The sequence below is a fragment of the Streptomyces sp. NPDC028331 genome (assembly GCF_055565775.1).
In genome coordinates, this window is sequence record NZ_JBVHTR010000011.1 from 136,131 (window position 1) to 162,007 (window position 25,877).

Sequence of the window (25,877 nt, forward strand, 5' to 3'; positions counted from 1 at the left end):
CCCGGCCGTCGGGTCGGTACCACAGTCAGCATGCGCCGCCCCGCCGCGCGTGCGCATCCCGGCGGGGCGGCGAACCGGCGGACAGGCGCCGCGGAAAGCGGCTACCGCACGCGACGGAACACGTCGTCGGCGTCTTCCCAGGTGAGCGGCTCCTCCGGCCGCCGCGCCCGCGGCACCCGCGACGCCGACTGGTACATGGCGTCGATCTCGACCGCGTACCGCCGCGCGATGACGTCCCGGCGCAGCTTCATCGACGGCGTCAGCAGCCCGTTCGCCACGTCGAACGGCTCCGGCAGCACCCGGAAGACCCGGATCGACTCCGACCGCGACACCGTACTGTTCGCCGCGGCCACGGCGCGTGTGATCTCCTGCCGCAGGGCGTTCTCCTCCCGGGCGTCCCGGCTCGGAGCGTCCCCGTGGGCCAACAGGGCGCCGCGCCAGTGCGCCACGAACTCCGGGTCCAGCGTGATCAGGGCGCCCACACAGGGCCGGTTGTCGCCCACGACCACCGCCTGGTGGATCAGCGGATGCACCCGCAGCCGCTCCTCCAGCGCCGCCGGGGCCACGCTCTTGCCGCCGCTCGTGACGATGATGTCCTTCTTGCGGCCCGTGATCGACAGATATCCCTCGGAGTCCAGCCGCCCGAGGTCGCCCGTGGCCAGCCAGCCGTCGCGCAGCGCCGTGCGGGTGCCGTGGTCGTCGCCCACGTATCCCTGGAACACCGACGGGCCGCGCACCAGGATCTCCCCGTCCTCGGCCACCCGTACGTCGACACCCGGCAGCGGGCGCCCCACGGTGCCGGTCTTCTCCCGCCCGATCGGCTGGGCGGTGATGCCGCCGCTCGTCTCGGTGAGCCCGTACCCGTCGTGGACGAGGATGCCGATGCCGGCGAAGAAGAGGGCGAGTTCGCGGTTGAGCGGCGATCCCCCGGACACCGCACCGCACACCCGCCCGCCCAGCGCGGCGCGCAGCTTGCGGTACACGGCCTTGTCGTAGAGGGAGTGCTGGAGTCTCAGGTCGAAGCCGGGGCCGGGACCGGTGCCCAGTCGCTGCCGCTCGGCCGCCAGCGCGTAGTCCTGCGCGGTGCGGACGGCCCGCTCGAACAGGGCGCCCCGGCCGGCCTGCTGGGCGGTGCGGAGGAACTTCTTGTACAGATTTTCGAAGACGTACGGCACCGCGTACAGATACGTGGGCCGGAACGTCCGCAACGACGTGGCCAGGACCTCCGCGCGCAGCTCGGGTTCATGGCCCATGAGGATTCCGCCCCGCAGGCACAGCCCCTGGACCATCAGCCCGTACACATGGGAGAAGGGCAGGAAGACCAGGATGGAGGGCTGCTCGCCGGGCGGTGCCGCGGTGTGCCCCCAGCCGGCCAGCAGCGTGTCGCAGGGGCTCGCCAGGTTGCGGTGGCTGAGCGCGCACCCGCGGGGGTGCCCGCTGGTGCCGGAGGTGTAGGCGACGACCGCGGTCGAGTCCGGCAGCACGATGCGGCGCAGGGAGTCGATGGTCGTGGCGGGGACCGGGCGGCCGCGCTGCACGAGGTCGTCCAGCGCGCCGGCGTCCAGTTGCCACACGTGGCGCAGCCGGGGCAGCGAGCCGCACACCGACCCCACGGTCATCACGCCCTGCTCGTCCTCGACGACCACCGCGACGCAGCCGGCGTCCCTGAGGATCCACTCCACCTGCTCGTGGGACGACGTCGGATAGATCGGCACCACCTCGGCGCCGATCGCCCACAACGCGCAGCTCAGCAGCGTCCACTCGTAGCGGGTGTGGGCCATGACGGCCACCCGGTGACCGGGGCGGACGCCGGAGGCGACGAGCCCCCTCGCCAGATCGACCACTTCGTCCCGCAGCTCGGCCGCCGACATGGGAACCCACGTGTTCTCGTCGGCGCGGCGTGCCACCATGGGGAGCCCGGGGTTACGGCTCGCCGTCTCGAAGACGCTGTCGGCGAGTCCGCCCGTCATGACGGGCCCCGATGCCGGATCCGGGGCGGCCGGACGGGCGTTCCCGAAGTCGCGCATGCGCCGCCCCCCGTGGCTTTCCTGCTTTCGTAGCCGATCGATGCGGGATCGGCGGTGCTCGAATGTAGCCCAGGTTGCCGCGGGACGTGCCGGAAACGGCAAGGAACCCGCCGGCGTCCCCTCAGGCGCGGGGACCGGCCCGGCGCTGCGGCGCAGCCGGGTCGCGTCCTGCTGCGCCGTGTCACCAGCGGCCGGGTTCCGTGCCGGTGATCGGGGCCGAGGGCCGGCCGTCCGGACCGACCGGGACGTCCCCGGCGAGCATCACCCGGTGCATGATCCGGGGATGCCCGGGCGTGACGAGGTCGCTCGGGGCGAGATGGACGGTGGCCCGGTTGTCCCAGAAGGCCACGCTGCCGGCCTCCCAGCGGAAACGGACCGTGTACTCCGGGCGCGTCACCTGCTCCAGGAGCATCTGCAGGATGTGCGCGCTCTCGGCCCGGGACAGGCCGAGGATCTGCTCGACGTAGTAGCCGTTGACGAACAGCACCCGTTCGCCCGTCTCCGGGTGCACGCGGACCAGCGGGTGCTCCGTGGCCACCTGGTGGTCCAGCAGATGACGCAGGTAGGCGTCGTCACCGGGGCGCGGCTGGTACCCGACGCCGAGCCGGTGCTCGGCGCGCAGGCCGTCGACGAAACGCCGGACGGGCTCCGACAGACCCGCGTAGGCGGCGGCGAGGCTGGACCACTGGGTGTCCCCGCCGTACGGGGGCACGCTCTCGGCGCGCAGGATGGTCGCGGCGGGCGGATCGACGCGGGCGCCGTGGTCGCAGTGCCAGCCCCGCAACAGGGAGTGGCGCCTGCGGCGCAGCCACTCGTCGTGCTCCATGCCGTAGCGTCCGCCCAGCTCCAGCCGGTCGGCCGTGGTCTCCACCTCCGGGAAGTCCGGCGGTGAGGCGCTGCCGCGCCGGCCCGGGACGACGGGTTCGCCGAACCTGCGGGCCAGCGCGATGTGCGTCGCGTGGTCCAGCTTCTGGTCCCGGAAGAACACCACCTTCCAGCGCAGTACGGCCGACCTGATCGCGGACACCACCCCCTCGGTCAGGTCGCCTGCCAGGTCGACCCCGGCGATCTCGGCGCCGATGTGACCCGCGACGGGCCTCACCTCGACCTCCGTACCCCTGTCCGTCGTCATACGGGCTCCGTCCGTGGTGGGGCTGGACCTCACGGGGCAAGCATCTCCCGTCCCGGGCTCGTGCGAAAGATCACACGGACTGCGTACGTGTGACCCGTCGCTCCCCGCCACGTCGGCGCCTTTACCTTCCCATTGCCCTTTCATGGGCGATTGACGACATGGCTGTCGTCATGATGGTTCGGCACAAGTAAGGCATGCCTTCGCTAACCTGCACGACCGACGGCGGGGGGCGTGCCGGGGAGGGCCGCATGTGGGATGACGCGTTTCCGAGCTTTCTCATCGGACTGAGGGAAGGACTCGAAGCCGGACTCATCGTCTCCATCCTCGTGGCGACTCTGGTGAGAGCGGGTGCGAAATCCCGGCTGCCTCAGGTGTGGACGGGCGTCCTCGCCGCGGTCGCGCTGGCCATGAGCTTCGGCGCGGTGCTGACGTTCACCGCGGCTTCCCTGTCCGCGACCGCCCAGGAGGCGTTCGGCGGCACCCTCAGCGTGATCGCCGTCGCGTTCGTCACCGCGATGGTGTTCTGGATGCGCCGCTCGGCCCGCAGTCTGTCCGGCGAGATCAAGGAGAAGGTCACCGGCGCGCTCGCGATGGGCGCGGGCATGCTGATCCTCACCTCGTTCCTCGCGGTGGGCCGCGAGGGCCTGGAGACCGCCCTGTTCCTGTGGACCACGGCGCGCGCGGCCGGCGAGTCCGCGGGCCCGATGGCGGGCGCCGGCATCGGTCTGGTCCTCGCCGCCGGCCTGTGCTGGGGTCTGTACCGGCGCGTCCTGAAGATCAATCTGACCAGGTTCTTCACCGCGACCGGCGCCGTCCTCATCGTGATCGCCGCCGGAGTGCTCGGCTACGGCCTGCGCGATCTGCAGGAGGGCGGGGTCCTGCCCGGCGGCACCGCCTACGCCGTCGACCTCGGCGGCAGCGTCGACGCGAGCTCCTGGTACAGCACTCTGATCCAGGGCGTGTTCAACCTGACGCCGACGATGACGTGGCTGCAGGTCGTCGCCTACGTCGGCTACCTCGCCGTGGTGATGACGCTGTTCGTGCGCGGCGTGCGGTCGGCCGGGGCCGCGGCCGACCGGGCGAAGCCCGCGGCGAAGGCGCAGGAGGACCGGCCGAGGACCGCGGAGGCGAAGGCCGACCAGCCGGGCACCGTGGAGCCGAGGCAGGACCAGCCGGGGCCGGCCGGGCAGGCGCCGGAAACCCCGTCCGCCGCACCGGCCCGCCGCCGCCCCGTCTGGGCCGTTCCCGTCGCCGTCGTGGCCGTCCCCTCCGTCGTGGCCGGGCTGATCGTCGCCCTCAGCGGCTCCAAGCCCGCCGGTACCCAGACCGTCGCCGTCTCCGAGACCGAGTGCGGCAAGGGCTTCGCCGCTCCCAAGCCCGGTCGGCAGACCTTCCAGATGCACAACACCGGCGACAAGACCTCCGAGGTGTACCTCATCGACCCGGCCACCAACGCGGTCTACGGCGAGATCGAGGGCCTGGCCCCCGGCACCACCCGCGACCTCGTCGCCACCGTCGCGGGCGGCAGCTACGCCTGGCGCTGCGTGCCCACCGGAGGCCGGGCCGTCACCTCCGCGGCCGTCCGGGTCAGCGGCAGCGCCGGCGCGAAGGCCGTCGTCCCGGTCTCCGAGAAGGACCTCGCCGCGCCCCTGGCCGCGTACAAGACGTACGTCGAGCAGGGCCTGGCCACCCTCGTCACCCAGACGCGCAAACTGAGCGACGACATCTCGGGCGGCCATCTCGACGCCGCCCGCACCGACTGGCTGACCGCCCACCGCACCTACTCCTCCCTCGGCGCCGCCTACGGCACCTTCCAGGACTTCGACCAGAAGATCGACGGCCGCCCCGACGGCCTGCCCGGCGGGGTGAACGACAAGGACTTCACCGGTTTCCACCGCCTGGAGTACGGGCTGTGGCACGGGCAGTCCGCGGACCGGCTCAAGGCCCCCGCCCAGCAGCTCGCCGACGACGCCGCGGGACTGCGGAAGGCGTTCCCCACCCAGCCCTTCGACCCGGGCGACCTGCCCCTGCGCGCCCACGAGATCCTGGAGAACACCCTCCAGTTCGAGCTGACCGGCGACGCCGACCAGGGCAGCGGCACCGAACTGGCCACCTCGGACGCCAACCTGGCCGGCACCCGGGAACTCCTCACCGTCCTGAGGCCGCTGCTGACCAGCCGCGCCCCGCACCTCCTGCCCACCGTGGACGCGGACATCGCCCGCGTGCAGAAGCTGCTCGACGCCGCCCACCACGGCGACTCCTGGACCCCCGTCGACCGGCTCGACGAGACCACCCGCGACCGGCTGAACGGCGCCACCGGACAGCTCCTCGAGGACCTCGCCCCCATTCCGGACCTGCTGGAGATCCGGAAGTCCGCCTGATGACCGCGCATCCCGCCGCGCGGCGAAGCACCGAAGCCGACACCGCACACACCGAAGGGAACCGCTCCATGCCGTCCGCCGAAACGCCCGCCCTCCAGGGAGGCTGCCCCGCCGGTCACGGCCGCCGCTCCTTCGTGAAGACGGCCCTGGGCGCCGGAGCCGCGGGCGCGGTCCTGGCCGGCGGCGGCTTCGCCCTCAGCCAGGCCGGCACCGGCGAGGCGCAGGCCGCGGACGACCCGAACGCCACGAAGGTCCCCTTCCACGGCGCCCACCAGGCGGGCATCGTCACCCCCGCCCCGGCCGCCGCCACCTTCGTCTCCTTCGACGTCATCGCCGAGGACCGCAAGGACCTCGCGGACCTGTTGCGGACGATCACCGAGCGGGCCCGCTTCCTCACCTCCGGCGGCACCCCGGAGGACCTCGGTGTCGGCGCGCCGCCCTCCGACAACGGCATCCTCGGTCCCGAAGTCCCCGCCGACGGGCTCACCGTCACCGTCGGCGTCGGCTCCTCCCTGTTCGACGACCGCTACGGCCTCGCCAAGGCCAAGCCGCGCCGGCTCACCCCCATGCGCACGTTCCCCAACGACAACCTGCGGCCGGCCGAGTGCCACGGCGACCTGTCGCTGCAGATCTGCGCCAACCGGCAGGACACCGTGCTGCACGCGCTGCGCGACATCGCCCGGCACACCCGGGGCGCGATGCAGATCAAGTGGCGCATCGACGGCTTCCAGAACACGCCCCGCCCGAGCGGCGCCCAGCGCAACCTGCTCGGCTTCAAGGACGGCATAGCCAACCCCGACGTCACCTCGTCCCGGGAGATGAACCGACTCGTCTGGGTCGACGAGGGACAGGGCGAGCCCGCCTGGGCGACCGGCGGCAGCTACCAGGTCATCCGGATCATCCGCATGCTCGTGGAGTTCTGGGACCGGGTCTCGCTGACCGAGCAGGAGAAGATGTTCGGCCGCCGCAAGGACACCGGCGCACCGTTGGACGGCGCCAAGGAGACCGACGTCCCCAACTACGCCAAGGACCCGCACGGAACGGCGATCCCGCTGGACGCGCACATCCGGCTGGCCAACCCCCGCACCGCGAAGACCGACAACTCCCGCATCCTGCGCCGCGGTTACAACTACGACCGGGGCATCGACAACGTCGGCAACCTCGACATGGGGCTCGTCTTCTGCTGCTACCAGCAGGACGTCCAGCGCCAGTTCGAGGCCACCCAGACCCGGCTGATCGACGAACCGCTCGTGGACTACATCTCCCCGACGGGCGGCGGCTACTTCTTTGCCCTGCCCGGCGTCAGGGACTCCTCGGACTGGCTCGGGCGAGGGCTCATGTCCGCCTGACGGCCCCCACCACCCCGGTGCAGCGGCCGCCGCAGACGCGCGTGGCCGACGTCCTCGCCGCCGGCTTAGACACTCCCGCGTTCACACAGCACACTGGGTCCCGTACCGATGGTGCGTGCGGTGCCGGTGGGCGGCCCCGATATCTCTGAGGTGGTGTGGCCGGGTGGCCGGGACAGAAGAAGTGCAGTCGGCGTGGGGGCGGGCAGTGCACTGGCTTACGGTGCATGCACCGGTCAGTGCGCAGGCGCTGCGGGGGCCGGCGACGGACGAGGACCTCGCGGGTCTGCGTCGGGCTCTGGGCTTCGACGTGCCCGAGGTGCTCGAGGCGCTGCTGCGGATGAACAACGGCAGCACGGCGAAGGACACCACGCGGACCCTTCCCAACGGGCGAGTGGTGCCTGCCCCTCACCTCGATTCGGTGATCTTCCCCTACGGAAAGATTCTTCTGGGGTGCGCGGAGATCGCCGAGGAGTACGCCAAGTGGCGGCGGTATGAGGAACAGAACGGCTTGGACGGCTACTGGAGCGCGTCCTGGGTTCCTGTCATCCGGGATTTCGAGGGGCAGTACTACGGATACGCCGTGGATGCCTCCGGGGCGTCCGGCTTCCCCGTGCTGGAGTACGGCGAAGGATCCGCTCCCCGTGTTACCGCCCCGTCACTGGGGGCGCTGCTGGAGTCGTTCGCGGACGCGCTGGAGAGCGGCAGTTGGGACGGGTGGCCCGCGCGGGTGGAGAAGGGGTCCCTCAGGTGGGGCGAGGAGTGACTTCTTGCGGGGGAGACCGGATCCGGCCTGCTCCCTGAATGCGTGTGGGGGCCGCCTCCTTTGAGGCGGCCCCCACACATGTGCGCTGTGTCAGCTTCGGAGTGTCAGTTGGTTGTCAGTTGGTTGCCTTCAGGACGCACTTGACGGACGTCGACATGCTGGGGGTGCCGCAGGCTCCGGTGGTGGCGGTGTCGAGCCAGTAGGCGTCCTTGTCCATCAGGCGCATCTTGGTGATGAATCCGCCGAAGGGCGACATGGACTGCTGGTTGTCGGTGTCGGAGATGGCGGAGCGTCCGCAGACCTCGGTCCAGGTCGGCACCGTGCCGTTGAGGTTGTACAGGTGCATGGTGCCGTTGACCTTGGTGGCGTAGGTCTGGATGCAGGCCCGGCCGTTCGGTACCCCGGTGGTGCTGTCGTCGGGGACGGCCGGGTTGAGCCCTCCTTCGCCGCTGCTCATGCCGCCGCTGTTGTAGCTGGCGCCGAAGGCGAACTCGTCGCAGTTGAGGAGCTTGTCATCGGTTCCGTCCAGGGCGCTGAGATCGCCGTTGTCCGCGGCCCAGCCGGTCGGGCACATGCGGCCCCGGTTCTTGTCTCGTTGACTGGTGTCGCTCAGGTAGTAGAGGGGCTGCCCTGTCGCCTTGGAACCGGGGTGCTTGGGCGAGAAGGTCTGGATCAGCCAGGCGTGTGCCGCGGCCTGCGGATACTTGGCGGCGTTGAAGGTGTAGGTGGGGGCGTAGTTCGGGAAGACGCACCCTCCGCCCACGGTGACGACGGTGTCGCACCGGACGGTGTCGAGATCCGTCGCCCTGGACGTGCTCTTGCTCCACTGGTACCCCGTGGTCTGGTACTGGAGGCTGTTGTCCGAGGGGTACTCGTCACCGTCGATCTTGACGTCCGGGTGGAAGAAGTAGGTCTTCCCGCCGGTGGAGGCGTCCCAGGTGTAGGACGAGGTGATGGACGCCTCGTGGGTGTCACCGGCCGTCCAGGACGGCGTTCCCTTCCACGCACTCATGTCCGCCTCGACGGGCTTGCACGGAGATTCGCACAGGTGCTCGTTGATGGCCAGGTCGATCTTGGCGAAGTCTGCCGGGATCTGCTGGGCGGCCACGCTGAGGTGTTCGGTGAAGGAGTTGGTGCCGTCCAGTTCGATGGTGCGCTGGAACTGGAACCAGGCGGTGGCCTGTACCTGTCCGTCCACGCGCAGGTAGTACGGGACGACGCGTGTCTCGCATTCGATCGTGCGGGTGGCACGGGCGATGACCTTGCCGTCGTCGCACCAGGGCGCCACGCCGTGGCTGCTGACGTAGGGCACCACGCTGCCGTCCTGCGCCGGGTTGGAGGCGTCCCCCTTCAGGGGTGCGGTCGCCTCGTCACTGACCGGCTGGTCGAGCAGGTCGGGGTTGGGGCTGTTCTCGTTCGGGTCGGGCAGGGTCAGGTCGACGGGGCGGTCGTTGCTGATGCCGTAGTCGCCGGGCACGAAGGCGACGGCGTCCCAGGCGATGTCCTCATCGCCCGATCCGGTGCCGTAGGAGTTGGAGAGGGTGACCTGCGGGGTGTTGTCGTTGAAGCGGTAGGCGCCCAGGGAGACCCATGTGTTGGATTCGTTGGCGTCCTGGTCGAGACGGGCCTGGGCCTCACCCCACGCCGTGTTGATCTTGTAGATGGCCTCGTGGGTCTGTGCTCCGGTATCGGGGACGTGGACGAACACCTCGGCCTGTTTCTCGGCGACCGGGCCGTTCAGCTTCCACGTTCCCAGGACGGTCATGCGCCCGCTGGTACCGCCCAGATGTGCGTAGTCGCGTGTGTGCGCGTACCAGAAGTGGCCCTGGTAGCCGCCGCCGATCTGGTGCAGGTCGGCCTTGGCGTCGTACTGCCCCAGGCCCGGCCCGGTCGCGTTCGGGTCGGGGTAGAAGGTGAACTGGAACGAGCCGTCGGTCTTCGTCGTTCCGCAGGCGCTCCAGGTGTTGGTGCCTGCGGGCACGGAATCGACGACCTTCGCGCCCGAGGGTGCACCGGAGCAGACGGGTGTGCCGTGCTGGAGGCGGTAACCGCGGCCGGGCTCGTTGATCAGGCTCTGGTACTTGATGCTCTCGAAGCCGCAGGTCGTGGCGCAGTCGGACTTCCAGGTGGTGTTGGGCGCGTTCCACCAGTACTGGGTGTAGCAGGCGGCGTCGGGGCAGTCGGGCGGGTTGGCCGTGTCGCAGTTGTTCTTGGAGTTGCAGAACGTGTCGAGCGGCGGCGAGACGTGCGCCCGGTTGTACCGCGCGCTGCCTACGTTCTGGTAGGGAAGGTCCGTGCCGTTCCAGTAGGCGGGGCGGAAGCCGGCGGAGGAGAAGCCGGACTCGCCCGGCCAGTCCTGGCGGCCGGAGGTGGCGTAGGAGAAGCCGGTGTCGATGGACCAGGCGGCCCAGCCCATCACCTTCTCCTCGTAGGGCCAGTTCTGCGGATGCGCGGCGTCCCTGGCGGCCAACGGGTCGACGTCGGTGTTCATGAAGGCCAGCCGGGATGCGGGATAGACCGGGTTGGCGGGGTTGTTGTACCAGCCCAGGCCCCAGTTGCCGTTCGTTCCCGCGTCCGCCTTCTTGTTGAAGCCGAGGTTGTAGTTCCACACGGCGGTGAACCAGTTCTCGGGCTTGGCCGGGTCGTCGTTGTTCACGGCGATCGTCTGGCCGGCCTGGTGCACCTCGTTCCACTTGTCGGCGAGGATGTACAGCGACGCGGCGATGTTGGTGGCGTAGTCGACGGCGATCGCGCGCTGCGTGCTGACCGGGAGAGAGGTTTCGTGGTCCTTCTCGTATCCGGCCTTGCGCATGCCGTCGGTGACCTGGCCGACACCGTAGCCGCAGTCGGACTTCTCCCAGTGGATGGTCCAGTAGGCGGCAAGGGTTCCGCCGGTCTCGTGTCCGTAGTAGCCGTCGACGGCCGCGAGGGGACTGCCCATCTGGCCGGGGATGGAACCGGACTCGGCCTGCCACAGGTTGGACTCCTGGGCGAGGATGCCCAGTTCGACCTGCGCGGGAATGCGCCCCCCGGTGACCAGTTCCGGCTTCGGGAACAGGCCCTGCGGGTCGATGGTGGACAGCCCGGTCTGTGAGCGCCAGCCGCCCTGGGTGAGGTAACCGGAGTGCAGGTTGCCACGGATGGCCATGTCCACGGCCCATTCGACCTGGTTGGGGGTCGGCTGGAGGGCCTGGGTGCCGACGTCGTTACGGGGCACGGCGCACCAGGCGTCGGTGTCGACCGGGTCGTGTGACCTGGGATCGTCGGCGGCCGGGGCCATCATGCTCATGGTCGACAGTTGCGGCTTCGCAGAGCCGGTCAGTGCCGGTGACGGCGCGCCGCCTGCGGTGGTGCCGGGTGCGGCGGCTTGCTGTTTCGTGTGCTTGCCGGTGCCCGTGACCGTGGCGGTGATGGTCAGGGCATGGCTGATGCGTCCCTGCGTCCTGTCGGCTGCGGGCTCCTTGGTCGCGGTCTTGGTGAAGCCGCGGCCGGCGTTGCTGATGTTGTCGACGCCCGCCTGCACGGCCGGGGAGACGACCGGGTCGACGGCCAGGCGTCCACGGGTGGAGACCTCCGCGTCGGGTGAGACGTCCAGCGCTTTGATGCCACCGGCCGCGAAGCCCTTGCCGTGGCCGGCCTTTCCAGTGAGGTAGATCGTGCCGTCCGTGCCCTGGCGCAGGTTCATCGCGGTGAGCCGGCCGCTGGCGACGGTCGTCTTCCTGCCGCGCGCGTAGGTCTGCACATTGGCGTCGGTGTCACCGGTCCGGTCGATATAGCTGACCGTGCCGTCACCGGCCACATGGATGCCGTAGGGGGCGTGTTTCGTGGCGGCGAGTTTGGTTGTCCTGCCTTTGCGGTCGACGTGGACGAGCCGGTTTCCGGCGGCTGCGACCACACCGTCCTTGGTGGGCACGGCAGAGGTGATCTCGCCCTTCGCGGTGGTGTCCGCGACGGTGGCTCCCTTGGTGTCCACCGTGACCAGGCGCGTCCTGGTGTCGCGGAGCGCGGTGAAGACGGCGGTGTGGGTGCCCGGGTTGCACGTCGGGTCGAAGTAGGCCAGCGACGCCGTGAAGGGCAGCTTGGTGACGCTGCCGTCGTCGAGGTTCACGATCGCCGTGAACGCGCCGCCCATCATCAGGTCGGGCTTGTTGGTGAAGCTGCGGGGTGCGTAGGCGACGGCCGCGTGGTGGTCGTCCATGACGCACTGGTTGCCTATCCAGGTGTCGGCCGGAAGCTGAGGCTCACTCAGCACCGCCGCCGTCTTCCAGGCGTAGGCGTTCTTGCTGTCGGCGACGAGCAGATGCAGTCCGTCGCTGTCGGCGACGGCGGTCACGGCCCGATCGGCGGAGGTCTTCCATCCCTTGCCCAACGTGGCGTCCGGGGACTTGACGGCGCCGTTCGTGGGCGTGGGGGCGGGCTTGGGGGCCGCGGATGTGGGCGTGGTTGTGGGGCTGGGCGTTTTCGCGGTGGCCGGCTGGGCTTGTATGAGACCTGCCAGAGCGGCGGTGACGGCGAGGACCGTCACCGCACTTCGTCTATGACGGGTTATCACTTGTCCCCCTGTTCTCTGCATGTGTGATGTGGACATCGATGTCCTGGACCGCGACGTCGTCAGGGCCCTTTCGAACTCGATCTCCGTGCTCGTCGTGCCGTTCGGCGGCAGCATCCCGTCACCGTGATGTTGCGGCACCTTCGCGAAGACACCCCTGCCGGTGGAGCGCGCGACGGCTCACCCACCGCGGTACTGCGAGGGGCTGAGCGTCTCGTACCGTGCCGGCAGCCAGGTGCTGCATGGGCTCGCGGAGGGCGGCGGTGCCGCGGGATCGTGGTCAGGTGAACTGCTGGGATGCTTCGCGTTCTTCAGCGGAACTCGGGCCCGGTCGTGGTGCGGCTACCAGAACTCGGGCTGGTCGGAACAACCCGCCCACACGGCATCGCAGTCGAATGTGCCGTTGCAGCCCCGGGGTGAGCAGGCGGGGCGGTGGCAAGCGGGGCCGCCGCGGCGGTGGCGCCCACGGCTCCCGACGTCCTCACGTGCACAGGTATGCGCTTCATGGGATCGTTCCCCCTCCCCGTTCCGGCCGACAGACGACGACCGGTGTGTGCTGCGCTCGGTCTCCCGCAGGTCCCCCATCCGTGATGTGTGTTGCCTGTGGGGCCCTGTGGCTGCGCGCGGTGCTGAACGTAACAGCGAGGTGAGAGCATTCTCATGGCGGGCTCGGGCAACCGCCAAGGCAAACTCCGGGGAACGTCAAGAGACTTGAAAGGGCGTGCGCAGTAAGCGGATTCCAGGGGTCGGCAGACGTGCTGTTTGGCGCCGTTTGTCGGCATGCGGCTGGAGCCGTGATGCGGATGAGCGGTTGCCATGGCCGCTTCAAGATTTTCCCAAGACATGGCAGAAGAAGTGGATCAACCCTGAAGAACGTGTGCTTTAGGGCTTGACTCCCGGCAGACACAGGCAAGTTGAACTCTGCCGACCCCTTACCGGCCGGCCGGCGCGGCCACCGTCCGACCGGCCGCTGTGGCCGCGGACCTCACGCCCTCGTGATCGCGCGGGACGCTGTCACCACCCACACCCGACAGGGCTGCTCGGTGTCGCCGACCAGTCCGCCAGGTCGGCCACCCGGTACGGCGTCAGGCGTCGCGGCGCCGGAGGGCCACCGCGGCCCCGGCCAGCGTCGCCAGCGCATACAGGCAGAACACCGCGAAGCCGGCCCAGGGTGCCAGGGTGTGCGGAGGCTGCTGGACGTGGACGAGGCCCTGGCCGGCCGTGCTCGGCAGATACGGGTTGACGGCCTCGAGCCAGGACGACGGCAGCGCCTCGGCGAGCACGGGGAGCACCAGCAGGACGCCGAACAGGGTGGCGATCCCGCCCGCCGTCGTGCGGGTCAGCGCACCGAGCGCCACCCCGATCAGGCCCACGACCGTCAGATACAGACCGGCGCCGAGGACCGCGCGCAGCACGCCGGGAGCGCTCAGTGAGGTCCCCAGGTGGCGGCCGGACAGCGCGGCCTGTCCCAGCAGGAACGCGGCCAGCGCGGCGCCGGTCATCAGCACCCATGCCACCGCCGAGTACACCAGGGCCTTCGCCCACAGCACCGGGAGGCGCCGCGGCACCGCGGCCAGCGAGGCCCGGATCATGCCCGTCGCGTACTCGCCGGTCATCACCAGGACTCCCAGCACGCCGACGGCGAGCTGGGCCAGGAAGAAGCCGCGCAGACTGACCAGCGTGGGATCGAAGGCGAGCCGCTCCTGCGGCGGCAGATCGTCCCAGCGGTGCGCGGTGAAGTAGCTGAACACACAGCCGAGTCCGACCATCGCGACGACCGCTGCGAGGAGGGTGAACAGGGTGGACCGCAGCGACCGCAGCTTGATCCACTCGGAGCGGATCACCCGGAGCTGGGTGACCCGGCCCCGTTCCGCGGCGGGGGTCACCGATGCCGTCGTCATGCCGCAGGTCCTTCCGCGCCGACCAGGTGCGCCGCCGCTGTCCGGTACTCCACGGCGTCCCCGGTCAGTTGCATGAACGCCTCCTCCAAGGAGGCCTGCTGCGGCGTGAGTTCGGCCAGCGCGACACCGTGCGCGGCCGCGATCCGCCCGATCCGCTCGCTGCCGAGCCCGGTCACCGTCAGCACGCCGGGTTCCTCCGCCGTCACGGACACGTCCGGGCCGGCCAGCAGACCGCGCAGCCGCTCCGCCTCCTCGGTGCGCACCCGCACCACCTCGCCGGCGGCCCGTGCGACGAACTCCGCGACCGACGTGTCCGCGATCAGCCGCCCCCGCCCGATCACGATCAGATGTTCCGCCGTGAGCGCCATCTCCGACATCAGGTGCGAGGAGACGAGGACCGTACGCCCCTCGGCGGCCAGCCCCTTGAGCAGATCGCGGATCCACCGGATCCCCTCCGGATCGAGGCCGTTGACCGGCTCGTCGAGGATCACCGTCGCCGGGTCGCCGAGCAGCGCTCCGGCGATGCCCAGCCGCTGCCCCATGCCGAGGGAGAAGCCGCCGACCCGTTTCCGTGCCACCGCGCGCAGCCCGACCAGGTCGATCACCTCCTCGACCCGGCGCCGGGAGATTCCGTGGGTCGCGGCGAGCGCCAGCAGATGGTGGTACGCGCTGCGCCCGGTGTGCACCGAGCGGGCCTCCAGCATGGCCCCCACCTCGTGCAGGGGCGCCCGGTGGTCGGCGTAGTCCCGGCCGCCCACGACGGCCCGGCCCGAGGTGGGCGCGTCCAGACCCAGCAGCATCCGCATGGTCGTGGACTTCCCGGCGCCGTTCGGCCCGAGGAACCCGGTCACGGCGCCCGGCCGCACGGTGAAGCTCAGGCCGTCGACGGCGGTGCGCTCGCCGAAGCGCTTGGTGAGGGCGTGGGCCTCGATCATGCCCTCCACCCTCGTACCCGCGCGCCCGGCTGTCGCGCCGGACTGCTCCGGCCGGATGCCGGGCCGCTTCCGCAGGCGAGGCGGCTGTCCGGGAGCGTCCCTCTACGCGCCGCTCTCGCGGAGCATGTCCTCCCGCTCGACGATCTTCACGCGTTCCCGGCCCTGAGGCTCACCGAGTGCCTTCTCCGCGGCGTCCAGGCGGTACCAGCCCTCCCAGGTGGTGAAACGGACGTTCCGCTCGGCGAGGAAGGCGTCCACCGCCTCGGGCGCGGGCGAAACCGGCGTGTGGAGGCGCCCGTTCGCGTGGTCGTCGAGCAGGTTGGCCACCGTCTCGTTGGCGTCGCCCTTGGTGTGGCCGATCAGGCCCACCGGGCCGCGACGGATCCAGCCGGTCACGTACGTCGACTGCAGATGCGTGCCGCCGTCCTCGATGACCCGCCCGCCCTCGTCCGGCACCGTGCCCGAGTCGGCGTCCCACGGCAGCTTGGGCAGGGGGGCGGAGAGGTATCCCACGGCACGGTAGACGGCGGTGACGTCCCAGTCCCGGAACGTGCCCGTGCCCTTGACGTTGCCGGTGCCGTCCAGGGCCGTGCGCTCGGTGCGCAGGCCGACCACCCTGCCGTCCTCGCCGTGGATCTCGGCCGGCGACTCGAAGAAGTGCAGGAACAGCTTGTGCGGCCGGTCGCCGACGTCGCGGATGGCCCAGTTCTCCAGCGTCTTGGCGACCATGTCCGCCTGCTTGTTGCCGCGCCGGGTCGCGATCGAGCCCTCGTCGTAGTCGATGTCCTCGGGGTCGACGACGACCTCGATGGAGGGGGAGTGGTCCAGCTCCCGCAGCTCCATCGGGCTGAACTTGGCCTGCGCGGGGCCACGGCGGCCGAAGACGTGGATCTCCCGGGCCCGGTTGGCCTTCAGGCCGTCGTACACGTTCGGCGGGATCTCGGTGGGCAGCAGTTCGTCCGCCGTCTTGGCCAGGACACGGGCCACGTCCAGGGCGACGTTGCCGACGCCGAGCACGGCGACCTTCTCCGCCGTCAGCGGCCAGGTCCGCGGCACGTCCGGATGCCCGTCGTACCAGGAGACGAAGTCCGCCGCCCCGTAGGAGCCGTGCAGGTCGATGCCGGGTATGTGCAGGGGCCGGTCGGCCATGGCGCCCGTGGAGAAGATCACGGCGTCGTAGAAGGCGCGCAGGTCGTCCAGGCTGATGTCGGACGGGTAAGCGACGTTGCCGAACAGGCGGATCTGCGGCTTGTCGAGCACCTGGTGCAGGGCCGTGACGATGCCCTTGATGCGCGGGTGGTCGGGGGCGACGCCGTACCGGATGAGGCCGAACGGGGCGGGCATCCGCTCGAAGAGGTCGATGGACACGCCGGGTTCGGTGGCCACCTCGGACTTCAGCAGGGCGTCGGCGGCGTAGATGCCGGCGGGACCGGCTCCGACGATGGCTACCCGCAGGGGGCGGGGCATGATCAGGTTCCCTTCGAGCGGGGATGGAAGGCTCGTCGGGAACCCTAAACTGAGGCAATCCTAACTTGGTACGCGGGTCTGCCCTATGACCTCATATGGCGGCTTTATGGCTTGGGCTCCGGGGTGAGCAGAAGCATCGTCACGTCGTCACGAACGGTGCCGCAGTGCTGCACGAGATCGGCCCACACGCGCTCGGTCGTGACGGCGGGGTCGTCGTCGGCGAGGCGGGGAAGGCGGTCGATCAGCGGATAGAACGCGCCCGTGGAGTCCCTGGCCTCCCAGATGCCGTCGGATGCCAGGAACAGCCGGTCCCCTCGCTGGAGCGGGCGGATCACCTCGTCGTACCCGCCGCCCTGGGGCAGCCCCAGGCCGAGCGGTGTGCCCGGGGTGATCTCGACCTCGGCGGCCTTGCCGTCCTGGAGCAGCACGGGCGCCGGACTGCCGCAGACGACGATCCGTACCGTACGGGCGTCGGGGGTGAACTCCAGCAGCACCGCGGTCGCGAACAGTTCCCCGAGGCGCGGATCCCCCGAGTCCACCAGCAGCCTGCGATCGAGGCACGCGGCGACCGACGGCAGGTCCGGCTGGTCGAGCACGGCCTCCCGGAACGCGCCGAGCAGCGACGCCACCGTGGAGACGGCCGACAGTCCGTGGCCCTGCACGTCGCCCATGACGGCCCGTACCCCCGAGCGGCCCGCGCGCACGTCGTAGAAGTCGCCGCCGACGAGGGTCCCGCGCTGCGCGGCCCGGTACAGCCCCGTGCAGCGGACCGGACCGACCCGCGGCGGCAGCGGGGGCGCGACGGCGCGCTGGGCGGCCTCGGCGACGGTGCGTTCGAGGTCGAGCTGGGCGTCGCGGCGGCTGCGCACATACGACACGAACACGCTCAGCAGCGCCACGAAGCTGATGGTCAGCAGGTCGGTGTTGCCGGGGTGGTCCAGGTGGAAGACCCGGATGTGCTGCAGGGCGATGACCAGCACACCGAGTACGGCGGTCGTCACCGGTCCGTACGACAGCACGGCGAGCGGCGGAATGGCGCCGAGCAGGAAGCCGATGTCCAGGGGCCCGGGCGAGACCAGCGTGGCGACGCACACGACCACCAGCAGCAGCAGCGGCAGCACCCGAACCCACTTCGGGGGCGGCGCCCCGCGCAGCCAGCTCCGGCCGTCCGCCTCTCGGCGCCCCGGCATGGCACGCACGCTTCGCACATCCTCAACGCTCCTACGCCGAGCGGCCCGCCGCACGTCGGCGCAGGGTCTCGAGGATGCGCCCGGCCGCGCGTATCGTTCCGCCGTCCGGTGCGTCGGGGCAGGCGTCGAAAGGGGAGGGCGTGAGCGGAGACGGGGCGAGGACCGCTGTGGTGACCGGCGGCAGCGGGTTCGTCGGAAGCCACCTGGTGCGACGGCTGCTGGAGCGGGACTACCAGGTGCACGCCACGGTGCGCGACGTTGCGCACTCGGCCAAGGTGCTGCCCTTGCGCAGGCTCCAGGAGGAGTTCCCCGGCCGGCTGACCCTGTTCGAGGCGGACCTGCTCCGGCAGGGTTCCTTCGACGAGGCGATGAGCGGCTGCCGCGTGGTGTTCCACGTCGCGTCGCCGTTCCGCATGCCGGAGAAGATCAAGAACGGGCGCCGGGACATGGTCGAACCGGCCGTGGACGGCACCCGCAACGTGCTCGCGAGCGTGGAGCGGACGCCGACCGTGGAGCGGCTGGTCCTGACCTCCACCGTCGGTGCCGTCTTCGGCGACTACATCGACGTGCTGGCCATGGACGACCAGACGCTGTCCGAGAAGTACGTCAACACCACCAGCACGGTGGAGAACAACCCCTACCACTACGCGAAGACGCTCGCCGAACGCGAGGCCTGGGCGGCGGAGGCGGCTCAGAGCCGCTGGCGCATGGTGTCCGTCAACCCCGGCCTGATCCTGGGCCCGTCCCTGACCCCCGCCTCGGAGTCAGGCAGCCTGTTCCTGCTCGACGAGCTGTTCAAGGGCTACTTCTTCTACGGCGCGCCCGACTTCGGCTTCACCACGGCCGACGTCCGGGACGTGGCCGACGCGCACATCGCCGCCGCCGAGCATCCCGCGGCGAAGGGCCGGTACATCGTCGCCGCGGAGACGATGACCTCCTTCCACGAGATGTCCCGCATCATCCGCACCCGGTACCCCCGCGACCTGCGCCTGCCCCGCACCGCGCTCCCGCACTGGCCGGTACGCGTCCTGGGCCCGGCCTTCGGCCTGACCCAGGACTACATCCGCAAGCACCTCGGCATCCGCTTCCGCGTGGACAACAGCAGGAGCGTGCGCGAACTGGGCATCACCTACCGCCCGATCGAGGAGACGCTGCTGGACCACTACGAGTCCTGGCGACGGCAACGCCGGGCACGCCGACGCAGAAGCCGCTCGGAGGCGGTTTCCCCCCGCCTGCTCATATGACGGTGCGGGAACGGCGCGCCCTGATGTCAGGCGGGCCGCACCGCCCCGTGGATCGCCGACTGCCCCGCGTAGTGGAGGGACTCCTCACGGATGTACGCTCCCGGGCCCGGCGCGTGGATCATCATGCCGTTGCCGGTGCAGATGCCGACGTGTCCGGCGCTGTCGTGGAAGAAGACCAGGTCACCCGGCTGCAGACCGGTGAGGGGGACCGGCGTGCCCATGGCCGCCTGATCGGGCGCGGAGCGGGGGAGTACCACCCCGGCGGCCTTCCAGGCGGCCTGGGTGAGGCCGGAGGCGTCGTAGGAGTCGGGCCCGCTCGCACCCCACACGCACGGTTTGCCGATCTGCGCCCGGGCGAAGGCGAGCGCCTTCGCGGCCTTGGTGCCGTACCCCGTCTCCGGCACACCGGCGAAGGCATCGGAGACCGGGGGAGCGGAGGCGACGGGCGCCGGGGCCCCGAAGGGGGTCGTCGCGGTGACAGGCGCCGTGGCGGCGAGGGCGGCAGGCGGCGTCAAGAGGTCCGGGCCGGGTGCGGTGGCCGGGGGTGCCGGCATGGCGTAGGCGGTCGAGGTGGCCGGCGTGGCGTAGGCGGTCGAGGTGGCCGGCGTGGGGACCGGCGCGGTGACAGGTGCCGTGGTGGCGAGGGCGGCGGGCGGCATCGAGGGGTCCGGGCCGGGTGCGGTGGCCGGGGGTGCCGGCATGGCGGAGGCGGCCGGGATCGTGGGCAGTACGGACGTGGTGAGCCCGGTCGCCCCGTCCGGGGGAGCCGCGACGGAGGCCGGGGGCACGGCAGGGGGGACGGCCGTGGCGGCAAAGCCCGTGGCAGGGGACACGCCCGGCAGGTTCGTACCGGCGTCGGCCGCCTGCCCCGGCTGCCACACCTCCCCACTCCCGCCGAGCGCGCTCGGTGTCCCCCAGAGGCCACCCGCGGGGTTCTGCCCCGCCGCATGCCGCTCCAGCATCTCCCGGGCCGCGTCGAGCTTGCGCCGGCTGCGCTGCTTGGCGGTGGTCGGCGTGGACCGATCCGGCGCGGCGGAGGCCCCCGGCAGGGCCCGCGGAGTCTCCTGCCGCGGCGTCGGCGCGGCAGACGCGGCCGTGGGAGCGGCGGTCAGCTCCGCCACCGGCCCGGCGGTCAACTCCCGGACCGGCCGGTCCGGCCCGGCGGCCGGCCCCGCGGTCAGCTCCCGGACCGTCCGGTCCGTGCTCGCCCGCTCGAGGCCGGGCAGTTCGTTGCCCTGCCGCCTCGCCGGGACCATGGGCCGGTCTCCGGCCGCCCCGCCCGGCAGCCTGTCCGCGGGCAGCACCGCCGGAACGGTCGGACCCAGCTTCGCGCGCGCCGCTTCGAACCACTCCCGGGCGACGTCGCCGAGCGCCGGATCGCCGGGCCTGCGCTGCCTGCCGAAGACCGAGTCGGCGCGTCGGCGGGTCCCCGTCGACATCGCCCGGGTGGCGTTGAAGTTCCCGGTGGCGGTCTCGGCCCGGTCGTAGAGGCTGTGGATCCGCTCCTGGACCTCGTCGCGGCTCGGCCCCTCGGAGTCGCGCTGCGCCATGGGGACGTACTCCTTCCGTGCTCCGCCTGCCGGGTCGGCCGTGAAGCGCCCCGGGCCGTTCGGGCTCTGGGGGAGGGTTCGGGCTGGAGGCTCCGGAAGGCGTGCCCTGTGGCCCGTGCCCTCGGCGGAGGCCGTGCGACCCGGCGAGGTTCGCCGGAGGGAGTCGAGCGGCCTGCCGGACAACCTAGCCAACTTGTGTGCCTCGCGTGAAGATTGGGCCGCGAAATGCCCGATACGTCGATGTGATTTTCATCTTGTCGTTCATGAAGGCGTGTTGACGGCCCGAAAGGCGTCCTGTCGGCTACCGTCTACGCCTTGGCCGCGATCGGCGACGGCCGGCGGCGGCGGAACCGCGGCCCGGATCCGGGCGATCAGCGGCGGCAGGAACGGCGAACTCAGCGTCGCGGCCGCCGCGGTGGACAGCGCGATGCCCCAGGCGAGCGGGCCGAGGGGCGTGCAGCCGAAGAACCGGCTGAGCACCGGAGTCTGCACCACGGCCGCCAGCGCCGCCAGCGAGCCGAGGGAGGAGCCGACGATCGCGCGGCTCCTCCCTCCGGCCAGCAGCGTCTGCCCGAGCTGCGTGCCCACCAGCGCGACCAGGGCGACCGTGCGGGCGCGCACGGCGCGGCCGGTGAACCGGGCGACGATCCAGGCGGCCGTGGCGCCCAGGGCGGTGGCGACGGCCCGGCACACGGTCTCCTCGGTCAGGGCCGTGCCCAGCGAGACCTCCGGTCCCTCGTGCAGCATCCGCTCGGCGGCCTCGGGACGCGGCGGGCGCAGCGCCACCGCCATGGCCGGGACGAGGTCCGTGAACAGGTTCACCAGCAGCAGTTGACGCGCCGTCAGCGGTGAGGTCCCGGTGGCGGCCGCGCCCAGGAGCGTGAAGGCGATCTCGCCCAGGTTGCCGCCCACCAGGATCGCCAGCGCCTGCCGCACGGACGCCCACATGGCCCGGCCCTCCACCAGCGCGGCGAGCACCGTCTCCAGCCGGTCGTCGGTGACGACCAGGTCGGCCGCGGCGCGCGCCGCCGGCGTGGCGCGCGTCCCGAACGCGATGCCGACGTCCGCGAGCCGGATCGCGGGCGCGTCGTTCGCGCCGTCCCCGGTCATCGCGACGGTCCGTCCCAGTCGCTGGAACGCCTGCACCACGCGCACCTTGTGCACGGGCGTACCGCGCGCGACGACCCCGACATCCGGCAACAGGGCGTCGAGCGCCCGGTCGTCGAGCTCGTCGAGTTCGGTGCCGGTCACCACCCGCCTGCCGTCCAGGACGCCCAGTTCGGAGGCCATCGCGCCGGCCGTGCCCGGGTGGTCGCCGGTGATCATCACGATGTGCACCCCGGCGTCCACCAGGTGGTGCACCGCGTCGGCGGCGGTGCCGCGCACACGGTCCGCGAAGGCGAGGAACCCGACGAAGTCGAGCCCCCGCACGGTCTCGTCCGTCAGCTTCTCGTCGGCCGCGTCCCGCGCCTCCGCGACCGCGAGGATGCGATGGCCCTCGGCCGCCAGCTTCTCCCCGGCCCGGAGCACGTCCGCGCGCTCCCGCTCGTCCAGCGGCCGGCCGCCACGGGTGGCGCAGCGGTCGACGACCTCCTCCGGCGCGCCCTTCACCGACAGGATCCGCCGTTCCCCGCACCGGCCCACCGTCGCGTGGAATCCGCGGCTGGGTTCGAACGGCAGGCCGGAGACGCGCCGCCAGCCGGACGCGTCCGTCGTCCGGCGCACACCCGCCTCCCCGGCGCCGGTGGTGACGGCCCCGTCGGTGGCGTGTTCGAACCCGGCGCCGCCGTGCGGGTGGGGGGTGGCCCGCAACGCGGCGGCGAGGACGGCGCGTTGCTCGTCGCCGAGCGATTCCAGGGGCCGGCTGTCGCCGTCCGCCGCGACGGCGACGAGGGAGATGCGTCCGTAGGTGAGGGTTCCGGTCTTGTCGAAGCACAGGACGTCGGTGCGGCCGGCCGCCTCGATCGTACGGGGGTCCCTGACCAGTGCGCCCCGCGTGGAAAGCCTGCGGGCGGAGGCGAGTTGGGCCGCCGACACCAGGAACGGCAGCCCCTCGGGGACGCTGGCCACGGCCAGCCCCACGCCCGCGCCCACCGTGTCCCGCGTCGAGCGCCCGCGCAGGGCGCCGGCCGCCATCACCGCGGCGGCCGAGCCGAGCGCCACCGGCAGCGTACCGCGGGTGATCCGCGCCAGCCTGCGCTCCACTCCGACGGCGGGCGCGGCCGCACCCCGCCCCAGCACCGCGGCGCGGCTCGCCTCCGTCGCCGTGCGCGTGGCGACGACGACCGCGCGGCACCGGCCGGCCGCGACGGTCGTGCCCTCGTACACCATCGACGTGCGCTCCGCGACGTCCGACGCCAGCACGGGCTCGATCGCCTTGGCCACCGGAAGCGACTCGCCGGTGAGCGCCGACTCGTCGATCTCCAGGTGGTGCGCCTCGAGCAGGCGGGCGTCGGCTGGTACGACATCGCCGGCGCTCAGCACGACCACATCGCCCACGACGAGATGCTGGGCGGGCACGGTGGTCTCCCGCCCGTCCCGCAGCGCCCGGGCCATCACGGCCGACTCGCGGCGCAGCCGGGCCACCGCCCGGTCGGTCCGGTAGCGCTGGAACCCGCCGACGAGCCCGGACACGGCGGTGACCACCACGATGACGACGGCGTCGAGCACGGCGCCCACCGACGCCGACATGGCCGCCCCGGCACCGAGGACGGGCGTGAGCGGGTTGGCCATCTCGGTCAGGTACGCCCGCACGGGCGACGACGTGGGAGCCCGCTCACCGGGTGCGGTGCCCCGCGCCCGCGCCTCCTCCTCCGGGAGCCCGGCATCCGCGCTCCCGGTCCGGGCGAGCACGGTGCCCGGGTCCATCGCGTGCCAGGGGCCACGCGAGGCGGCGGTGACCGGCGGGGGACGCCGCAGCAGTCGTACGGCCGACCAGACCCCGGCGCCGGTGGCGAGGGCGCCGCCCGCGTTGAACGCCGTGACACCGCGCGCGGCGGGCCGCCCCGACCGCCCGGCCAGCGCCGCCGTGGCGCCGACCGCGGCGGCCGCCTCGGCGATCCGGACCCCGCGACGCGCACTGTCGCGGGCACCGCGGCAGGCCCGTACGATCACGATCGCCGCCGCCGGATCGGCGTCCACGTACAGATCCGCGCCCCAGGGCGGCGTCCCGTCCGGATCGGCGACACCGACCCCGACGTCGGCCGCGCTCAGCGCCACGCGGTCGCGGGAGATCAGCAACACTCCCTCGCCGTCGCGCTGGAGGTCGCGCACGCAGTCCACCAGCCGTTCGCCCGCCCCGCGCACCGCGTCGGCCTCCCGCACGCCCGGATCGGCGGTGTGCGCTCCGGCGGCCACGACCCGCAGCCCGGCGGCGTGCGCGGTGGGGACCAGGGCGCCGGCGGCCTCGTGCATCTGCGGCACCGCACTGATCACGGCGAGCAGCCGGTGTCCGCGCGCCAGCCCCAGCACCACCCGTGCCCCGGCGTGGTGCAGCCGCTCCCGCTCCCGCGCTCCGGTGCGCCCCTGCAGGGACAGCTTCTCCACCGGGCCCAGGGCCCATTCGCCGTCGTGGGACGGCTTCTCGGGCGCGGAGCCGTCGAAGATCCGGTGGGCCCGCGCGGCGAGGTCGCCCACGTGCGCGTCGTCGTCGAGGGGCACCAGCTCGGCCAGCACGTGGGACCCGGTGGCCAGGACCGCGGTGTCGAGGAGCACGGTGCCGATACGGTCGAGCCGGCGCAGCGCACCGGAGTCCGCCACGAGGACGCCCCGGCGGGCCAGGCCTCGGCCGAGGGCACAGGCGAAGCCTTCGCGGGCCAGCAACGGTGCCTTGGGGATCGCCGCCAGCGCACCGCCTGCGGCCCTGGCCGGGCGCCGGGTGACGAGCAGCGATCCGGCGAAGGACGCCGCCGCCACGAGGGCGGCCTGGTCGGCGTACCGCTCGACCGGCCCCGGCCGCAGCGGCGTCTCACGGGGTGGCGGGCCGGGCACCGCGCCGTGGGAGCCGGCCGAGGCGGTGCCCGTCAGGCGCGGCTCGGCCGCGGTCCAGGCGGCGGCCTCCGCGCGCGCCTCCAGCATCCGCAGCGTGTGCCGGACGGTGTCCACGGTGACCCCTACGACACCTCCGGAGCCCGCATGCCCCACCGCCGCCAGCAGGGCCAGCAGCAGGTTGGCGTTGTCGACGCCGATCGCCCGGTCCACCACCCCACGAATCCTCGGGTGGGCATCGACCAGCGGGACGAGAGCCGTGACCCAGGGCGGGAGCGGCGCCCGGCGGGCCAGACCCGTCGCGGCGGCCAGGGGGGCGGCCGCCACCTGCACGGCCACGGCCAGGGACGCTCGCCGGGCCGTCCGTCCGGAGGCCGGGTGATCGGGCAGCGGCTGCTCGAGTCCGTGGGCCTCCTCCACCTCCTCGACGGCCTCGATCAGGGCCGGCACCAGCTCCTCGGTGTCGAAGGAGGCGTCGGTGCCGACCACGGCGTGCCCCAGCACGGTGTTCGCCACGGCCCAGGTCACCCCCGGCAACCCGGTGAGCCGCCGCTCCACCTCCTCGGCCAGTTTCTTCGCCGAGGTGTGGGGCAGCTCGCCCTGGCCCAGGCCGCGTACGGCGATGTGGAGGCGCCCCTCGAATCTGCGCACCCGTTTGCGTGTGCCGTCCCACAGCGCGGCGGTGGCGGAGGACACGACGGACCGCAGCAGTCGCCGTCCGGGCAGTGCCACAGCGCATCACCCGCTCTCCGCGGCCGGACACTCACTCCGAACAACACGAGTAGCCAGGAACCGCCGAACTCAACCGGAATGCGGGCAAACCTCCGATTCCCGTCCGGTCACAGAGCGCACGTCGGACGGGGCGCGAGAGAATTGGAGTGGCACACCACACCGACTCCGTGAGAGGAGGACAGGGGATGGCCAGAACTCCGGTGCCGACACCGAGTGAAGCGACCCGGAAGCAGTCGGCGGAAACCCATGCGCACGAGGGCGGTGGCCTGCACCTTCACACGCGTACGGTGCACCCTTCGCTGAAGATTCCGTACATCACGAGGGACGACCTGACCAGCACCGCCAGGGAGGCGACCTCCCGGATGCCCGGCGTGCCGTCCGGCAAGGACCTCGCGTTCTACGGGGGGCTGACCGCGATGGCGGCCATGGGGGCTCTGGAGTGGCCGGTGGCGCTGGCCGTCGGCGGGGCCACCTGGCTGGTTCGCAGCAGCAGGGCGCGCGAACGGGGCGTCGAAACGGCGGCCGAGCACAACGGCGGGAGCCGTGCCACGGCGAGGAGGACGGGCTGAGGCGACCCGGCCCCGGGGGGGGGGGGGGGGGGGGGGGAGGGGGGGGGGGGGGGGGGGGGGGGTGGGGGGGGGGGGGGGGGGGAGGGGGGGGGGGGTGTGGG

General features: G+C 72.2%; 14 protein-coding genes. 5 read left to right on the forward strand and 9 right to left on the reverse strand.

Annotated features, from left to right (window positions below; all coding sequences use genetic code 11):
- Positions 1-101 precede the first annotated feature (101 nt).
- Both ACZ4SW_RS18405 and ACZ4SW_RS18410 read right to left on the reverse strand, forming a co-directional pair.
- Positions 102-2,027, reverse strand: coding sequence for an AMP-dependent synthetase/ligase (locus ACZ4SW_RS18405; RefSeq protein ID WP_468244102.1), 1,926 nt, complete (start codon positions 2,025-2,027; stop codon positions 102-104).
- Positions 2,028-2,208: 181 nt separating this feature from the next.
- Positions 2,209-3,159 (reverse strand): TauD/TfdA dioxygenase family protein, encoded by a 951-nt coding sequence (locus ACZ4SW_RS18410; RefSeq protein ID WP_468244105.1) that lies wholly within the window; start codon positions 3,157-3,159, stop codon positions 2,209-2,211.
- Between the two features lie 248 nt (positions 3,160-3,407).
- Between ACZ4SW_RS18410 and efeU the strand changes: the two genes are divergently transcribed.
- The 3 genes from efeU (at position 3,408) to ACZ4SW_RS18425 (ending at position 7,652) form a co-directional block, all read left to right on the forward strand.
- On the forward strand, positions 3,408-5,540 hold the full coding sequence (gene efeU, locus ACZ4SW_RS18415; protein WP_468244107.1) for an iron uptake transporter permease EfeU: 2,133 nt from the start codon (positions 3,408-3,410) through the stop codon (positions 5,538-5,540).
- 68 nt (positions 5,541-5,608) lie between these two features.
- Entirely contained in the window at positions 5,609-6,889 is a 1,281-nt protein-coding gene (gene efeB / locus ACZ4SW_RS18420; RefSeq protein WP_468244110.1) for an iron uptake transporter deferrochelatase/peroxidase subunit, read from the forward strand.
- Between the two features lie 220 nt (positions 6,890-7,109).
- Positions 7,110-7,652 (forward strand): SMI1/KNR4 family protein, encoded by a 543-nt coding sequence (locus ACZ4SW_RS18425; protein ID WP_468244113.1) that lies wholly within the window; start codon positions 7,110-7,112, stop codon positions 7,650-7,652.
- A 115-nt stretch (positions 7,653-7,767) separates the two neighbouring features.
- Here the strand turns inward: ACZ4SW_RS18425 and ACZ4SW_RS18430 are convergent, their stop codons facing one another.
- From ACZ4SW_RS18430 to ACZ4SW_RS18450, 5 genes are all read right to left on the reverse strand, one after another.
- Positions 7,768-12,177 (reverse strand): golvesin C-terminal-like domain-containing protein, encoded by a 4,410-nt coding sequence (locus tag ACZ4SW_RS18430; protein WP_468244116.1) that lies wholly within the window; start codon positions 12,175-12,177, stop codon positions 7,768-7,770.
- A 1,109-nt stretch (positions 12,178-13,286) separates the two neighbouring features.
- Positions 13,287-14,102, reverse strand: coding sequence for an ABC transporter permease (locus tag ACZ4SW_RS18435; protein WP_468244119.1), 816 nt, complete (start codon positions 14,100-14,102; stop codon positions 13,287-13,289).
- The gene (locus tag ACZ4SW_RS18440; protein ID WP_468244122.1) at positions 14,099-15,037 is read right to left on the reverse strand and encodes an ABC transporter ATP-binding protein; all 939 of its coding nucleotides are present in this window, start codon (positions 15,035-15,037) and stop codon (positions 14,099-14,101) included. The genes ACZ4SW_RS18435 and ACZ4SW_RS18440 overlap by 4 nt, the downstream gene beginning before the upstream one ends.
- Before the next feature lie 102 nt (positions 15,038-15,139).
- Positions 15,140-16,504 carry an FAD-dependent oxidoreductase gene (locus ACZ4SW_RS18445; protein WP_468244124.1) on the reverse strand — a complete coding sequence of 455 codons (1,365 nt, stop codon included), beginning with the start codon at positions 16,502-16,504 and terminating at the stop codon, positions 15,140-15,142.
- 104 nt (positions 16,505-16,608) lie between these two features.
- Positions 16,609-17,694 carry a PP2C family protein-serine/threonine phosphatase gene (locus ACZ4SW_RS18450; protein ID WP_468244127.1) on the reverse strand — a complete coding sequence of 362 codons (1,086 nt, stop codon included), beginning with the start codon at positions 17,692-17,694 and terminating at the stop codon, positions 16,609-16,611.
- A 140-nt stretch (positions 17,695-17,834) separates the two neighbouring features.
- Here ACZ4SW_RS18450 and ACZ4SW_RS18455 point away from each other — a divergent pair, with 140 nt between their 5' ends.
- Complete coding sequence (locus ACZ4SW_RS18455) at positions 17,835-18,938, forward strand: NAD-dependent epimerase/dehydratase family protein (protein WP_468244130.1); 1,104 nt, start codon at positions 17,835-17,837, stop codon at positions 18,936-18,938.
- Between the two features lie 26 nt (positions 18,939-18,964).
- Here the strand turns inward: ACZ4SW_RS18455 and ACZ4SW_RS18460 are convergent, their stop codons facing one another.
- Positions 18,965-20,488, reverse strand: coding sequence for a C40 family peptidase (locus ACZ4SW_RS18460; RefSeq protein WP_468244133.1), 1,524 nt, complete (start codon positions 20,486-20,488; stop codon positions 18,965-18,967).
- Between the two features lie 261 nt (positions 20,489-20,749).
- Positions 20,750-25,207 (reverse strand): cation-translocating P-type ATPase, encoded by a 4,458-nt coding sequence (locus ACZ4SW_RS18465; protein ID WP_468244136.1) that lies wholly within the window; start codon positions 25,205-25,207, stop codon positions 20,750-20,752.
- 185 nt (positions 25,208-25,392) lie between these two features.
- Here ACZ4SW_RS18465 and ACZ4SW_RS18470 point away from each other — a divergent pair, with 185 nt between their 5' ends.
- On the forward strand, positions 25,393-25,776 hold the full coding sequence (locus ACZ4SW_RS18470; protein WP_468244139.1) for a hypothetical protein: 384 nt from the start codon (positions 25,393-25,395) through the stop codon (positions 25,774-25,776).
- Positions 25,777-25,877 lie beyond the last annotated feature (101 nt).

Excerpts from the sequence above, each read along its gene's own strand:
- ACZ4SW_RS18405 (WP_468244102.1), bottom strand. The coding sequence starts at position 2,027 with ATGCGCGACTTCGGGAACGCCCGTCCGGCCGCCCCGGATCCGGCATCG.
- ACZ4SW_RS18410 (WP_468244105.1), bottom strand. The coding sequence starts at position 3,159 with ATGACGACGGACAGGGGTACGGAGGTCGAGGTGAGGCCCGTCGCGGGT.
- efeU (WP_468244107.1), top strand. The coding sequence starts at position 3,408 with ATGTGGGATGACGCGTTTCCGAGCTTTCTCATCGGACTGAGGGAAGGA.
- efeB (WP_468244110.1), top strand. The coding sequence starts at position 5,609 with ATGCCGTCCGCCGAAACGCCCGCCCTCCAGGGAGGCTGCCCCGCCGGT.
- ACZ4SW_RS18435 (WP_468244119.1), bottom strand. The coding sequence starts at position 14,102 with ATGACGACGGCATCGGTGACCCCCGCCGCGGAACGGGGCCGGGTCACC.
- ACZ4SW_RS18440 (WP_468244122.1), bottom strand. The coding sequence starts at position 15,037 with ATGATCGAGGCCCACGCCCTCACCAAGCGCTTCGGCGAGCGCACCGCC.
- ACZ4SW_RS18445 (WP_468244124.1), bottom strand. The coding sequence starts at position 16,504 with ATGCCCCGCCCCCTGCGGGTAGCCATCGTCGGAGCCGGTCCCGCCGGC.
- ACZ4SW_RS18450 (WP_468244127.1), bottom strand. The coding sequence starts at position 17,694 with ATGCCGGGGCGCCGAGAGGCGGACGGCCGGAGCTGGCTGCGCGGGGCG.
- ACZ4SW_RS18460 (WP_468244133.1), bottom strand. The coding sequence starts at position 20,488 with ATGGCGCAGCGCGACTCCGAGGGGCCGAGCCGCGACGAGGTCCAGGAG.
- ACZ4SW_RS18470 (WP_468244139.1), top strand. The coding sequence starts at position 25,393 with ATGGCCAGAACTCCGGTGCCGACACCGAGTGAAGCGACCCGGAAGCAG.